Annotated in this window: 14 protein-coding genes; 3 read left to right on the top strand and 11 right to left on the bottom strand. The window is 59.0% G+C overall.

Features of this window, described 5'->3' with window-relative positions; translation table 11 throughout:
• Nucleotides 1–26: 26 nt before the first annotated feature.
• From ABD112_RS04225 to ABD112_RS04205, 5 genes are all read right to left on the bottom strand, one after another.
• Nucleotides 27–1,499: a mannitol dehydrogenase family protein gene (locus ABD112_RS04225; RefSeq protein WP_343923472.1), complete on the bottom strand. Its 1,473-nt coding sequence runs from the start codon at nucleotides 1,497–1,499 to the stop codon at nucleotides 27–29.
• 48 nt (nucleotides 1,500–1,547) lie between these two features.
• A complete protein-coding gene (locus ABD112_RS04220; protein WP_343923470.1) occupies nucleotides 1,548–2,582 on the bottom strand; it encodes a LacI family DNA-binding transcriptional regulator in 1,035 nt (344 codons plus the stop codon).
• A 20-nt stretch (nucleotides 2,583–2,602) separates the two neighbouring features.
• The gene (locus ABD112_RS04215) at nucleotides 2,603–3,454 is read right to left on the bottom strand and encodes a carbohydrate ABC transporter permease (protein ID WP_343923468.1); all 852 of its coding nucleotides are present in this window, start codon (nucleotides 3,452–3,454) and stop codon (nucleotides 2,603–2,605) included.
• Nucleotides 3,454–4,299: a carbohydrate ABC transporter permease gene (locus tag ABD112_RS04210; RefSeq protein WP_343923466.1), complete on the bottom strand. Its 846-nt coding sequence runs from the start codon at nucleotides 4,297–4,299 to the stop codon at nucleotides 3,454–3,456. Before ABD112_RS04210 ends, ABD112_RS04215 begins: the two co-directional genes overlap by 1 nt.
• Before the next feature lie 182 nt (nucleotides 4,300–4,481).
• Complete coding sequence (locus tag ABD112_RS04205; RefSeq protein ID WP_343923464.1) at nucleotides 4,482–5,831, bottom strand: ABC transporter substrate-binding protein; 1,350 nt, start codon at nucleotides 5,829–5,831, stop codon at nucleotides 4,482–4,484.
• A 125-nt stretch (nucleotides 5,832–5,956) separates the two neighbouring features.
• Here ABD112_RS04205 and ABD112_RS04200 point away from each other — a divergent pair, with 125 nt between their 5' ends.
• Entirely contained in the window at nucleotides 5,957–6,112 is a 156-nt protein-coding gene (locus ABD112_RS04200; protein WP_343923462.1) for a hypothetical protein, read from the top strand.
• A gap of 103 nt (nucleotides 6,113–6,215) precedes the next feature.
• Here the strand turns inward: ABD112_RS04200 and ABD112_RS04195 are convergent, their stop codons facing one another.
• On the bottom strand, nucleotides 6,216–7,643 hold the full coding sequence (locus ABD112_RS04195) for a hypothetical protein (protein WP_343923460.1): 1,428 nt from the start codon (nucleotides 7,641–7,643) through the stop codon (nucleotides 6,216–6,218).
• Complete coding sequence (locus tag ABD112_RS04190) at nucleotides 7,633–7,893, bottom strand: hypothetical protein (protein WP_343923458.1); 261 nt, start codon at nucleotides 7,891–7,893, stop codon at nucleotides 7,633–7,635. Before ABD112_RS04190 ends, ABD112_RS04195 begins: the two co-directional genes overlap by 11 nt.
• 125 nt (nucleotides 7,894–8,018) lie before the next feature.
• Between ABD112_RS04190 and ABD112_RS04185 the strand changes: the two genes are divergently transcribed.
• Nucleotides 8,019–8,531 (top strand): low molecular weight protein-tyrosine-phosphatase, encoded by a 513-nt coding sequence (locus ABD112_RS04185; RefSeq protein WP_343923457.1) that lies wholly within the window; start codon nucleotides 8,019–8,021, stop codon nucleotides 8,529–8,531.
• An 8-nt stretch (nucleotides 8,532–8,539) separates the two neighbouring features.
• Nucleotides 8,540–9,931, top strand: a complete 1,392-nt coding sequence (gene purB / locus ABD112_RS04180; RefSeq protein ID WP_343923456.1) for an adenylosuccinate lyase — start codon at nucleotides 8,540–8,542, stop codon at nucleotides 9,929–9,931.
• A gap of 369 nt (nucleotides 9,932–10,300) precedes the next feature.
• Here purB and ABD112_RS04175 read toward each other — a convergent pair whose 3' ends face one another.
• The 4 genes from ABD112_RS04175 to rplI form a co-directional block, all read right to left on the bottom strand.
• Nucleotides 10,301–10,546 (bottom strand): hypothetical protein, encoded by a 246-nt coding sequence (locus ABD112_RS04175; RefSeq protein ID WP_343923455.1) that lies wholly within the window; start codon nucleotides 10,544–10,546, stop codon nucleotides 10,301–10,303.
• Nucleotides 10,547–11,191 (bottom strand): hypothetical protein, encoded by a 645-nt coding sequence (locus tag ABD112_RS04170; RefSeq protein ID WP_343923453.1) that lies wholly within the window; start codon nucleotides 11,189–11,191, stop codon nucleotides 10,547–10,549.
• A 78-nt stretch (nucleotides 11,192–11,269) separates the two neighbouring features.
• Nucleotides 11,270–12,658, bottom strand: coding sequence for a replicative DNA helicase (dnaB, locus tag ABD112_RS04165; RefSeq protein ID WP_343923452.1), 1,389 nt, complete (start codon nucleotides 12,656–12,658; stop codon nucleotides 11,270–11,272).
• Between the two features lie 397 nt (nucleotides 12,659–13,055).
• Nucleotides 13,056–13,508, bottom strand: a complete 453-nt coding sequence (gene rplI / locus ABD112_RS04160) for a 50S ribosomal protein L9 (RefSeq protein WP_343923450.1) — start codon at nucleotides 13,506–13,508, stop codon at nucleotides 13,056–13,058.
• Nucleotides 13,509–13,518: the final 10 nt, after the last annotated feature.

Below are 13,518 nucleotides of genomic sequence, written 5' to 3'. Positions count from 1 at the left end.
GTCAAGGCAGCTCGAGAGAGCCCCAATTAGATGGTTGATATCGCTTCAACGATGCCGACATTGGCGATTCTTTCTCTCCAGCCGATGAATTCCTGCCGGAGTTGATCGTTCTCTCCGAGGTTCCCGAATACATCCGCGTAGTCGAGGAAGGAACCCGGCGCGCGCTGCTCCAGAGCCACCGCAGCGGCAAGACCGTCACGGCGTTTGTCGACGATGGGGGTCGGATCGTCCTGCCCTGCGTGAGTTTCGAGATAGGTGCACCAGGCGGCCAGCACCAAGCTTGAGTGACGTGTTTCGCGGTCGTTGCTGAGCTGGTTTTGCACGACCGGGAGCAGGAACTTGGGGATCCTATCCGAGGCATCGACGGCTAGGCGGGCGAGGGTGTCAAGGATCGCCTGGCTGCTGAATCTGCTGATCAGCTGTTGACAGTAGTCGTCTAGGTCGACTCCGGGGACCGGAAGCAGGGTGGGGATCGCTTCGTTTCTCATGTAGCCGAGCAGGAAGTCGGAAAACACTGGTCTTCGGCACACTTCATGGACGTAAGTCTCCCCGGCCAGAATGCCGGTGAACGCTATCGCTTGATGGGATGCGTTAAGCAGTCGCAATTTCATGAGCTCGTACGGTTCGACATCGCCCACTACTTGAACGCCGACTGTTTCCAGGGCGGGTCGGCCAAGTGTGAAGCGGTCCTCGAGTACCCACTGTTCGAAAGCCTCGGACAGAACCGGGAATTCGTCGTCGATCCCGAACTCAGCTTGGATGCTCGCGCGCGTCTCGTCGGTCGTTACTGGAGTGATGCGGTCAACCATGGAGTTGGGGAATGCGACATATTCTTCTATCCACGTTGCGAGACCGGTGTCCTTGCGGCGAGCGAACTCGACTACAGCTTTCTTGGCAAATGCCCCGTTGCCCTGAATGTTGTCGCACGACATGACAGTGAACGGTTGCTCGTCAGCGGCGCGGCGGCGTGCAAGCCCCGCAACAATGAGGCCCAAGACACTTCGGGGAGTAGTTTTAGAACCGATGTCTGCGAGCGTGAGCGGGTCACGCGGGTCGAACTCGCCGGTTGCGTCGTTGATGCTGTAGCCGCCCTCGGTGATGGTCAGCGACACGATTCGAGTGGACAGATCCGCGAGCTTGTCGACGACTGCCTGAGGGTCATCGGGGGCATACAGGTACTCAACGATGGAACCGATGACCGCGGCCTGGCTGACCTCATCCGTGTCTTTAGTGACCAGAGTGTAAAGGTTGTCCTGATGATCTAGCGCATCCCTGATCGGCAGGTCGAAGGGCAGAACACCAACCCCGCAGATCCCCCATTCGCGCTCTCCAGCGTTGAGTAGACGGTCAAGATACATCGCCTGATGGGCTCGGTGGAAAGCACCGACACCGAAATGGACGATTGAAGCTGGGATGTGCTCTGTAAGGTAGTTCGGTATCGGCACCGTTGAACTGACCTGGTCGACGGTCTCCCGTGACAACTTCGGCAAGGTGATCACTTCATTTCTTCTAGGCTGGGGACACACTTGTGTCGCTGGATTCGTTGGCTAGGTCGCGTGGATCACACCGCAGGAGTCGCGGTGCATCAAAGTGGGTTTGAGTGTCTCAACCCTCGTGGGAAGGTCAGGATTCTCGAGCCGCTCCAACAGTAGGGTGACGGCGCGATGGCCCAATTCGGCGAGAGGCTGTGCAATTGCAGTGAGTCTCGGATGGAAGAAATCAGCCCAAACAAAGTCATCGAACGATGCCAACGCGAGATCGTCTGGCACTGTCATATTTAGGGCACGAAGGGTACGCATTGCATCGATCGTGACCATGTTATTGGCAGTGATGATCGCCGTTGGGGAGTTTGCCACATTCAAGATTCTGCGTAGTGGGCCTTCGGCCGGCTGTTCCCCTGGGTCAGAGTATGCGATGAAGTTCTCGTCCACTTCGATGCCTGCGCGCGCCATGCCCAACCTAAATCCGCTCACTCGTTCCTCAGACGTGGTCAGGCCCGCTCGGCCAGCAATCATGGCAATCCGAGAGTGCCCGGCAGACGTGAAGTGGTTGACCAGCGAAGCCATCGATTCGAGGTTTTCCACTCCGATCGCATCCAGACCAGTCAGATCTATGCCCTCGGGAATCCGGTCGAAGAGCACAGCGGGCACGCTTCGTGCCCTTAGCTGCCGTACTACTGTGGCCACCTCTTCAGAGGGTGCCACAATAACGGCGTCAACCCGTCGACTAAGTAGCTCGGCTAGAACCGTTTTCTCGCGGCTGGGATCGTCGTGGCTGTCCACGAGGATGATCGTGTAACCCGCGGAACTAAGTTCACGTTCGATCGCGTGAACAACTTCACCGAAGTACGGATTGCTGATGGCTGACACCGCCAGCCCGACGGTGTTGGTGCGACCCGTCCTCAATGATCGAGCAATGATGTCGTTGGTGTAGCCCGTTTGCTCGATAGCGATATTGACCCGCTCAACAACGTCAGGGGACACCCGGCGAGTCTTGTTGAGCACATGAGAAACCGTGGACTGCGACACATTTGCAGCACGCGCGACGTCCTGCATCGTGACTGGTTCGATCGTATTAGACATTAAATCGCCCCCGGCTCGATCTACTTGACCGCACCCATAGCGAGACCGCGCACGAGCCGCTTCTGCGCCAGCCATCCCGCGATGACGACAGGAAGAACCGCTAAAGTGGATGCCGCGCTCAGAACGGCGAGGAACTGTCCTCGACCGTCGACAAATCCACCGAGCCAGGGCGGCGTCGTCCGAGCCATGGTGGATGTGAGAATCGTCGCAAGGAAGTATTCATTCCACGCGAAGATAAAGCAGATAAGGGCTGTGGCGGCTACACCCGGGGCAACAATGGGAAGCACGATTCTGACCAGTTCGGTTCGCAGGTTCGCGCCGTCAACCTGTGCAGCCTCGATGATCTCGACGGGAACTTCAGAGAAAAACGACCTCATCATCCAGATCGCCAGTGGCAGGTTAATTCCCACGTAGAGCAGGGAAAGAGCGGTAATGTTGTCCACTGCACCCAACGCCTTCAGAATTAAATACACCGGGATGATGCTCGCCGCGATAGGCATGAACCGCGTGGAGATGAAGAAGAATAGTGCATTCTGGGGCTTAACGATGGGCCGAATGGAAAGTCCGTACGCGGCCGGAATCGCCAGTGCAAGCACTATCATCGTCGAAAGCAGGCTAGCGGTAAGGGAGTTCACTAGGACCGGGACCAAGCCTTGGCCAATCACCGATTCGAACTGGCGTAGCGACAACTCGACGAAGATAGTCGGCACTGCGGTGGCGGCATCCTTTTCGGACTTAAAAGCAGTGAAGACCATCCACAGGATAGGGAAGAACACTGCGAACGTGATCGCCCAGGTCGCAAGGGTCAATGCGCCGCCCCGAACTAGGCTCAACAGCGGCGCCCTTCGACGTCGCGCAACTCGTGTTGACATTACTTGTTTCCTTCCAGCGAGAAGATCTTGAACATGAATCGAAGGGCGAACGTAGCTATAGCGATCGTGAAGACAACCGTAACCACCCCATACGCAGCCGCCTCACCAACGTTGAGGGCGATGAACGCCTTCTCATACAAAAGGTAAGGGAGTGTCTTGGTACCCCCGGTTCCCTTCGTCATGATGTTAACGGGGTCAAATACCTGAATCATGAAAATGGTTCCGAGCAGCGCCGCCAACTCAATGTACTGGCGCATGTGAGGCAGGGTCATGCTGGTGAAGGTGCGGAATACTCCAGCTCCGTCAACGCTTGCCGCCTCGAGGACGTCCTTGCTCTGGCTCTGCAATCCAGCGAGAAGGATGAGCATCATGAACGGGGTGAACTGCCAGGTCATCACCGCGATGATCGTTAGTGCAGGAAAGTCGGTATTCCATGCGACAGCGGGAATCCCGACAACACCGAGAACCCAGTTGAAGATTCCCACGTTCGCATCGAACAGTGACCACTTCCACATCAAGGCGGCCGCCGCCGGCATCACAAGGAATGGTGTAATCAGAAGTGTTCTCGCGAGGCCCCGCCCTCGGAAGTTGCGGTCGAGCAGCAGGGCCAAGATCAGCCCGAATAAAACTGAGAGAACTACTGAGCTTCCGGTGATCACCACTGTCGCAAGCATCGAGGAATACAGATCTGTGCTGGTGAATACTGTCACATAGTTCTCGAACCACACAAATTTTTGAGACGCTGGCCGCAAAAGATTCCAGTCCTGCAAGGAATACGCGATCGTGGCAAGGAATGGGATTTGCGTAAGAGCAATGGCGGCAGCACGAGACCACGAGGAATCCATCTGGCACGCCGTGCGGCGACTGCGTTTGCGCGGGATGGCAATGTCGGCACGGTGACCGGCCGCCCCATCGTTGGGATATCTGTTTTAGGCATATGTAGTTCCAGTTTCAATAGATACGCGATTGTGGGCCAATCCACCTACTGGCGCTTGGCCCACAACTGTGCCGTCACGGACTCAGCTGACTACTTCTGAGCGTCTCCGGCTTTCTGCGCGAGGATCTGAACCTTGGCAAGTGCCCCATCGACGGTCTCACGACCAGCGTAGACATCCGCGAAGATCTGCGAGGCCTGGTTGCCCAGATCCTGCCACTCAGGGATGGTCACATACTGGATACCGACCCACGGCTGCGGGTTCACCCCGGGCTGCGCCGGGTCGACACCGAGAATTGATTCCTTCGTGATGTCTGCAAACGCAGCGGCGGCTTCCTTATACTCCGGAATATCGTACGTCGACAGGCGCGATCCCGGAGGAACGCGGCTCCAGCCGAGCTCGGTGCCGACTAGGTTGGCGTAGTCCTTGTTGGTTGCCCAATTGATGAACTTCCACGCGGCATCCTTCTTGGTCGACGTGTTCGGAACCGCGAGGTTCCACGACCAGAGCCAGCCGGACGACGCGGTCTCGACAACCGGTGCCGCGACGTAGCCGACGTTGCCGACAACGGTGCTCAGGTCGGGCGACTCGAGAGAGCCAGCCGCCGAGGTTGCATCGTACCAGAATGCCGCCTTGCCTTGGCTAAACAGGTTGAGGCACTCGGTAAAGCCAGCCGATACCGGGTCGGCTTTGCCCGCAGCCGCGAGGGTGTCAGCGTAGAACGTGAGAGCGTCGCGGAATCCAGGCTGGTCGACCTGAGCAGTCCAGTCCTTATCAAACCAAGCACCACCGAAGGTGTTGACCACCGTGGTCAGCGACGCAGCGCCCTCACCCCAGCCAGGCTTGCCGCGGAGGCAGATGCCAGCGTGCTCAGGGGTGTTGACTTGTTTGGCCAGATCAGCGATCTCCTGCCACGTCGGGTTCGCTGGGACAGTCAAGCCAGCGTCGGCGAGGATCTGCTTGTTGTACATCAGCATCGACGACTCACCGTAGAAGGGAATCGCGTACATGTCGCCATCGACCGACACCGCCGTGCGAATCGGGTCGAAGAAGTCGCTGACCTCGTAGGCGGAGTCCGCATCAGCGTACGTGGACAGGTTCGTGAGCCAGCCGTTCTGCTGCCACAGGGGAACCTCATAGGCGCCGACCGTGACGATGTCGTACTGACCACCCTGAGTGGCGACGTCCTTGGTCACCGCGTTACGCAGGTCGTTCTCCTCCATCTGGATGAAGTTCACCTTGATGTCGGGGTTGTCCTTCTCGAAGTTGGCCTTCAACTCCTCCATATCCTTCATCTGTGGGTTGTTGACCGTGGCGAGGGTCAGTGTGGTGACACCGCCAGTGTCTCCACCACCTGCTCCAGTACATGCACTCAGCCCAACCATCACCACCAAGGCACTCGCCGCGAGAGCGGACGCGCGAACCGTTCGGAAAATATTCATGTGAAACCTCTCTGTTTCTGCAGGACATCTGCTGTCGAGCAACCATAAACCATGCGCATACGAATGCGCAATCGAATTTCTTCGCTATTCCCCCAAACAGATAGCAGCTACAGATCATCGTGCGCTTGCTGATCAACACTCTTGCCTTGTGGCTGGCCACGGTGCTTGCCGCCGGCGTGGAGTTAGATCCTTTTGATCCGGGCGGAACCCTTGAGGTCGTCGTGACCTTCTTGTTGGTTGCTGCGGTGTTCGGAATCGTCAACGGTGTGCTGGCAACCTGATCCGCATCGTCGCGTTCCCGCTGTACGTGCTCACCCTCGGTCTTCTTGGCCTGATCAGCTGGTTCATTGGCATCTTGGTGCGCCCCATCGTCGGCAAGCGGCGCTAGGGCTGCACCCGTTCGTAGTAGTAGCTCGTAACAGTGGCTGTTGTTGCTCCGCGACCGAACACTGCCATGCGGTGGGCGGCGCTCTGCAGTTCACGACTGTCTGACTGATCCATGAGACGCGCAGTTTCGCGGTACTCACTGAGCTGATGGGCGGGAACGGGCACTCCTTCGGGCAGGGTGCGCCCACCGAAGGCGTGTCGCTCCACCGTGAGCGCGTGCCGGTTGTCCTGCAGTCCGCCTGCCGCAACGACAAGGTCATCCGTATGCTCAACGATGACCGTGGGAACGTCGTCAGGAATGTCAATCTGGCCGATGTTTCCCCCCACTGTGAACACCCCTGTGGTGTTGTACTCTCCGGATTCGGCGAGCCGTGCCGCCGTCGCGGCGCCCTGCGAGTGACCGTTGAACGTAACCGGACTCTCGCTCGTGATGCCTGCCTCGCGCATGGCCGCAGCGACCGCAGCGATCGACCCCGACTGCTGCCCTGCCGCAAGGGAGAGGTTGCTCGTGCCGTCAACCGGTTCGGTGGAGCCCGAGATCGCGAAGTCGACTGTTCCCGCAATGTAGACCTCGAAGCGGTGAGGCTCACCCAAAGTTTCGTACTTCTCGATGCGCACTTGCTCAGGACGCTCGTCCGCGGGTTGGGGGATGCGCTTGACGCGCTCCTCGACTGATTCTGCTGCGGTGACGGGTTCGGGTTGGGTGGTTCTCTTCAGCGCGACAGGGGTCTCCTTCAGAACCCCAGCTACCCCTCCAGCCCGCTGGATGAACCCGGCAGACGATGCCAACCCGATCACCCCTGCGGTGCTAAGAGCAGACACCAGACTGGGAGGGAATCCGGCTGCACCAGCCGCAAACTCATCAACAGTCATAACGCCGTACCGGAGTGCACGCACGAACGCAGGGTCGCTGATCAGTTCATTCAGTTGCGTCGACATCCATTTCTGGTCCGATAGCTGCGGATCGGCTCTCCCGAGCACGAATGCGGCCACCCCAATGCTGGCAAGGATCGGCAACAGGGGACTGGTTAACACGACGGTAGCTGCCCACGCGGGAAAGAAGAACCCGATCACTGCCGCTGCATCGGCGGCCACCCGACGAATAAGGCTCTCGGAGATAGCCTCACCCAACCCATACGCTTGTGCGGCGAAGCGCACAAGACCGCTCATCAGTTCCGCCCGAGAAGCAAGCTGACTCAAAGCAAAATGCGCATAGTCGAGATCGGTCTCAGCGAGAGCCGCTGCGGTGGGAATGCCCAACGATTCCAGTTGCCCGATCGTGAGTCGAGCATCCACCATCTCAATGGCGCCAACGATGTCTCGTGTCATATCTGCGGCGCGCAACAGGTTGGCCGCATTGCTGAGCATCTCATCGGTAGCAACGGCATGACTGCCGCCGCCCGAGATGATGAGCTCATCCGACACGAGCACTCAACTGGCTCGCTGCACTCATCGTGCGCTGCTCTGCGGCCTCGATCATGGTGCGAGCGCTTGCCAGATCACGATGCAGTTCTTGAACGCCCGCATCGAACAGCTGCTGGGTCGGGCCCCGCCAATCGACACTGGCGTTCGGCAGCAGCGCACGCACATAGGCGAGCCGTTCGTTGATCATGCGCAGCTGCTGGGCCTGAAACTCGAGCGCAACCTGAGCCGTGGCATCCATGGGAATTGTCATCTACTGCCTTCCGATGACTCAACTCTCATGAAACTTCTGCCGGTATTGAGTTAGCCGGGAGCAATCCGGGAGACCAATCCCTGAACCACCCCTGTTGAGGAGTCGAAACTGCGCAAGAATGAATCATGACCTTCGAGCGTGCTCTTTCCGACTCGACGACATTCAAAGTGTGTTTTGTGTGCACGGGCAACATCTGCCGTTCGCCGATGGCCGAGGCCGTCTTCAACGATCTGATAGCCAAGGCCGGACTCAACAAGCGCATCGTCGTAGCGTCGGCGGGCACCGGCGACTGGCATGTGGGCGAGCCAGCCGACGACCGCACCATCAACGCCCTCGCAGCACGCGGCTACAATGGTTCTGGGCATCGAGCCCGCCAGTTTGACCCCGAATGGTTCAGCAAGCTTGACCTCATCGTTGCGTTTGATCGAGGACAAGAACGAATTCTGCGCACCTGGGCACCCAGCGACCAAGACCGGTCAAAAGTGCAGCCCATGTTGGGCTTTGATAGCGACCTCGCTCATCTCATTGACGTGCCAGACCCCTACTATTCGGATGCCGCACTCTTCGACCATGTCCTCGGCGTGATTGAGAGGGCCTGCGGCTCGCTATTTCGCCAGATCACACCAGGAATCACCTAGGGAGCCCCATGAGCCCGTTGCCCGTTCAACCACTAAGTCCTCTCGATGGCCGCTACCGCCCCGCCGTGTCGGCACTGGGGGAGCACCTCTCCGAGGCGGGACTCAACCGGGCCCGCGTGCACGTCGAAGTTGAGTGGCTCATCTTTCTCACCGGCAAGAGCCTCTTCGGCTCCAGCCCGATAGGCGCTGACCAGGTCGCCGCTCTGCGCGCCTTCGCCACAGATTTCGGTCAGGAGCAGATCGACGAACTTGCTCGCCTCGAGGCAACCACCCGCCACGACGTCAAAGCGGTCGAATACCTCGTGCGCGCCAAGCTCGACGAGCTCGACCTCAACTCGATCGCCGAACTCACCCACTTCGCGGCAACCAGCGAAGACATCAACAACCTCTCCTACGCACTCACCATCTCGGATGCCGTACGCGAAGTGTGGCTGCCCAAGTTCCGTATCGTTCTCGACGCGTTGCGCGCGCAGTCCGAGCTCATGCGCGACAACGCGATGCTCGCCCACACGCACGGCCAGCCCGCGACGCCCACCACTATGGGCAAAGAGTTTGCCGTCTTCGTGTACCGTCTCGACCGCATCCTGACTCGCATCGAGGGCATTAGCTACCTCGGAAAGTTCAGCGGAGCCACCGGCACTTTTGCCGCACATCTCGCTGCTGACCCCGACCAGAATTGGCCTGCACTGTCGAAGGAGTTCGTGGAGTCTCTCGGGCTCGACTGGAACCCCCTCACGACGCAGATCGAATCACACGACTGGCAAGTGGAGCTCTATCAGGCCACAAGCCACGCCAACCGCGTGCTGCACAACCTCTGCACCGACGTGTGGTCGTACATTTCGATGGGCTACTTCCGCCAGATCCCTCAGGCCGGTGCAACCGGTTCGTCGACGATGCCCCACAAGATCAACCCAATCCGCTTCGAGAACGCGGAAGCCAACCTTGAGCTCTCCAGCGCCCTGCTTGAGTCGCTCGCGCAGACCCTCGTGACCTCACGACTGCAGCGCGACCTCACCGACTCCACTACGCAGCGAAACGTGGGTGTCGCTTACGGTCACTCGCTGCTCGCCCTCGACAACATCGAGCGTGGCCTCCGCGAAATCGCGCTCAACCCTGTTGCCCTTGACGCTGACCTCGACACCAACTGGGAGATCCTGGGGGAGGCTATCCAGACGGTCATCCGCGCCGAGGTTACCGCCGGCCGCAGCACCATCAGCGATCCCTATGCGATCCTCAAGGAACTCACGCGTGGCAAGCGCATCAACTCCACCGACCTCAGCGAGTTCATCGCCGGGCTCGACATCGGTGCGGATGCCAAAGCACGCTTGCAGGCACTGACCCCCGCCACCTACGTGGGGCTGGCCAGCTCGCTCGTCGACTACCTGGGCGACAGCAAGTAGCTCAGACAGGGTTCCGCTTGCGATCGCGAGCGGGACTGCGATCGCGATTGCGTGGCAGTCTTTCGCTCTGCACAAGGCCGGTCTCCTCAGGAGGCCGGCCTTCTGCGTTGGTAAACGCCTTCGAACTACTGCACGGCCTCTCATCGGACGACGGGCGAGTGCTGTGCCCCTCCTCAATGTGGAAATTCAGGAAAATGCGGCGACGCGAGAAATCCGATCCCAAGAATCCGGCCAGTTCCGCTCGTCATGAGCCGAAGCTGCAATTGTTTTTCCTGAATTTCCGTGGTCGCAGCGCCCTTATCGAGACGCTCGCCGAGCAATTACGTCGAGGCGAAAGCAGGTCTCTAGCGAACCTCCGTGCAGACGCGGCTAGTGCGAGGCGTCGCGATCTTGCTCGTCCATGTCGAGCAGTTCATCTTTGTCTGGGCGCACGGCGAGAACGAGCATTGCGATAACAACGAGCGAGACGATGAAGGCGATTCCGGCAAAGATGAGGCCGAGCATCCAGTCGCGGGTCGACATGAAGACGACGAGACCGGTGAAGACAGCGAAGATTCCCGAGAGACCGAGCATCTCGGCTGGGCGCGTGCGGTCACGCTTGTTGGGGGAATCCACCTAATCCTCTTTCTGTTGCACGGCTGCGGTGGCCGCGACGTAATCTTTGTTGCTCCACTTGAGCGAAAGCGCAGCAATCACTAAATACACACCAAGGATGGCCCAATAGGCTCCGAGAAGCCCGACCACCACTATGGATGCCGTCAATTCCCGATCTACTCCGTCGGGGCCCGTATACGGCTGGCTGAACGCCGGTGGCACAAGCAGCACGATCAGGGCGAGTAATGCGGTCAGCGAGCCGACGAATACCCAGTCGCGCGACGATGCATCTCGCCCGCGGCTGCGTAGCCCGAGGTAGAGCTCGATGAAGCCAGTGATCGCAGCGAAGGCGGTCAGCAGGAACACGAAATACGCCTGCCCGCCACTAGTGGCTACGAAGGCGGCGATGGCAGTCGCGAGCGTGACAGCACCTTGAGCAATCGACAGGGTGCGCACGATGCCGCGGTGGGGTGACAGCAGACTCGAGGTCAGGATAACGGTACCGGCAACGAGCGTGAAGCTTGCCAGCGTAACGAGCCCGAGGCGTGCGGAATGGTCGGCCGAGAACGTGATGGCAATTGCTAGGGCAACGGCCGGAATGGCTCGGGCTAACGGCACGTACCACGCGGTGGATGCCGGCAGCGGCTCAGCGTGAGCACTAGTCAAGCGATCGCCTTCTTTCTGAACGAGCGGTTACCTCTAGTGTAAGCCGCGCGCTTCAGTCGGCGCGTACGGCCGAAACCGCTAGGAACCCGGTGGCAGGTCGACGAAGCGCGAGAAGTGACCGTGGAAGCCGACGGTGACCGTGCGGGTTGGTCCGTTTCGGTGCTTGGCAATGATCAGGTCGGCTTCTCCGGCGCGGGGGCTGTCTGCTTCGTACGCGCTTTCGCGGTGCAACAGAATAACCATGTCGGCGTCTTGCTCGAGCGATCCCGATTCACGCAGGTCGGAGAGTGCAGGTTTCTTGTCGGCTCGCTGCTCTGGGCCACGGTTCAGCTGTGAGATTGCGATTACGGGAACTTCGAGCTCTTTAGCGAGCAGCTTGAGGGCACGCGAGAATTCACTGACCTCTTGCTGACGAGATTCGACCTTTTTACCGCTGGTCATGAGCTGCAGGTAGTCGATGATGACCATGCGCAGCCCGACCTTCTGCTTGAGGCGACGACATTTGGCGCGAATTTCTACCAGGGTCATGTTCGGGCTGTCGTCAATGTAGAGAGGTGCGTCATTGATGCGGCCACGGGTCTGGGCGATCGTGGTCCAGTCATTGGCATGCACTGAACCCTTGCGCATGTGTTGCAGGGGAACACTGGCTTCTGCTGAGAGCAGTCGCATGGCAATCTCGCTCCGACCCATTTCTAGGGAGAAGACGATCGACGGCAAATCATGGTGGATGGATGCTGCGCGAGCGAAGTCCAAACCAAGAGTCGACTTACCAATAGCGGGTCGCGCGGCCAAAATGATCAGCTGACCGGGGTGTAGACCGTTGGTCAGTTCATCGAGCTCAGCGAATCCGGTAGGAACGCCGATCATCTGACCGTCGCGGCCGCGAGCGGCTTCGATTTCGTCGATGGCGCTCTCAACAGCCGTCGTCAGTGGTACGTAGTCTTCAGTCTCAACGCCGCCGGTGACCGAGTAGATCTCTGCCTGGGCATTGTTGACGAGGTCAAGAACTTCGCCTTCGCTGGCATAACCCATCTGAACGATTCGGGTTCCGGCCTCGACGAGCCGTCGCAGGACAGCTTTCTCGGTGACGATGTTGGCATAGAAGCCAGCGTTCGCTGCAGTAGGAACAATGCCGGTCAGCGTGTGGAGGTATTCAACTCCGCCGGCGCGAGAGAGGTCACCCGTCTTAGTGAGCTCATCGGTGACCGCGATAACGTCGGTGGGTTCACCGTGGGAGTAAAGGGTGAGCACCGCGTTGAAGATCGTCTCGTGCTTGGGAACGTAGAAGTCCACACCACGCACGGTTTCGATAACGTCGGCCACTGCGTCTTTGCTGAGGAGCATGCCACCAATTGCGCTCTGTTCCGCGAGGAGATCGTGTGGGGGTACACGGTCGCCGCGCGAGCCCCCGCGGGATTCGCCCGACTGACGTTCGTCACCGGCGAGACCCAAGTGCGCTATAGACATACGTTTCCTCCTAGTGGGGCAGCCCTAGTTATACGCGCCACCCCCGACACTCAGGCAGGCTCCACACTGGGACCCGCTTCAAGGCTGCTTCACAATACGAACCAGAATCAACAACCCACAACTGGGGCTGTGGATAATGCTGTGCACAACTCGGGCGAAACGCCGGAAGTATTGTGAGCAACCTGTGGAAACAACTGTGGAAACTCACGCTGGTATTTCAGAAAAACGCACTCTGACCTGCAGTTTTATAATCCACACACAGTGTGTAGAAACATGTCTAAAGTCAGGCTTGAGGGTTCCGTATCTTTTCGAAATCCTGTGCATAAAGGGCTTGACAAGTGGGCTTAAAGCACAAGGACGACGAGCCTTGCGGCCCGTCGTCCTTGTGGAACTTCAGTTACTTGCCTGCAACAACCTGAAGGGTGATCGTCGCAACGATGTCGTCACGCAGACGAATCGTAGCTTCGTGGTCACCAACAACCTTGATGGGGCTCGTGATTTCGATCTTGCGCTTGTCGATGTCGCCAAGACCCGCAGCGATGACAGCTTCTGCCACGTGAGCGGGCTTAACCGAACCGAATAGACGTCCACCGTGACCCGCGGTCACAGTGAGCTTGACCTTGGTCGCCTGGAGGCGAGCCTTGAGGTCCTGCGCTTCTTCGAGAGTGGCGTGCTCGCGGGAAACGCGTGCTGCCTTGATTGACTCGACCTGCTTTTCGCCACCGCGAGTCCACGCCACGGCAAAGCCCTGGGGGATGAGGTAGTTGCGAGCGAAGCCGTTCTTTACGTCGACGACGTCACCGGGAGTGCCGAGACCGGTCACTTCGTGAGTGAGGATGAGCTTAGACATGTCGGTGGCT

Origin of the sequence: Rhodoglobus aureus, assembly GCF_039527955.1 — a bacterium.
Lineage (GTDB): Bacteria > Actinomycetota > Actinomycetes > Actinomycetales > Microbacteriaceae > Rhodoglobus > Rhodoglobus aureus.
This window is presented reverse-complemented; position numbering and strand designations above follow the sequence as displayed.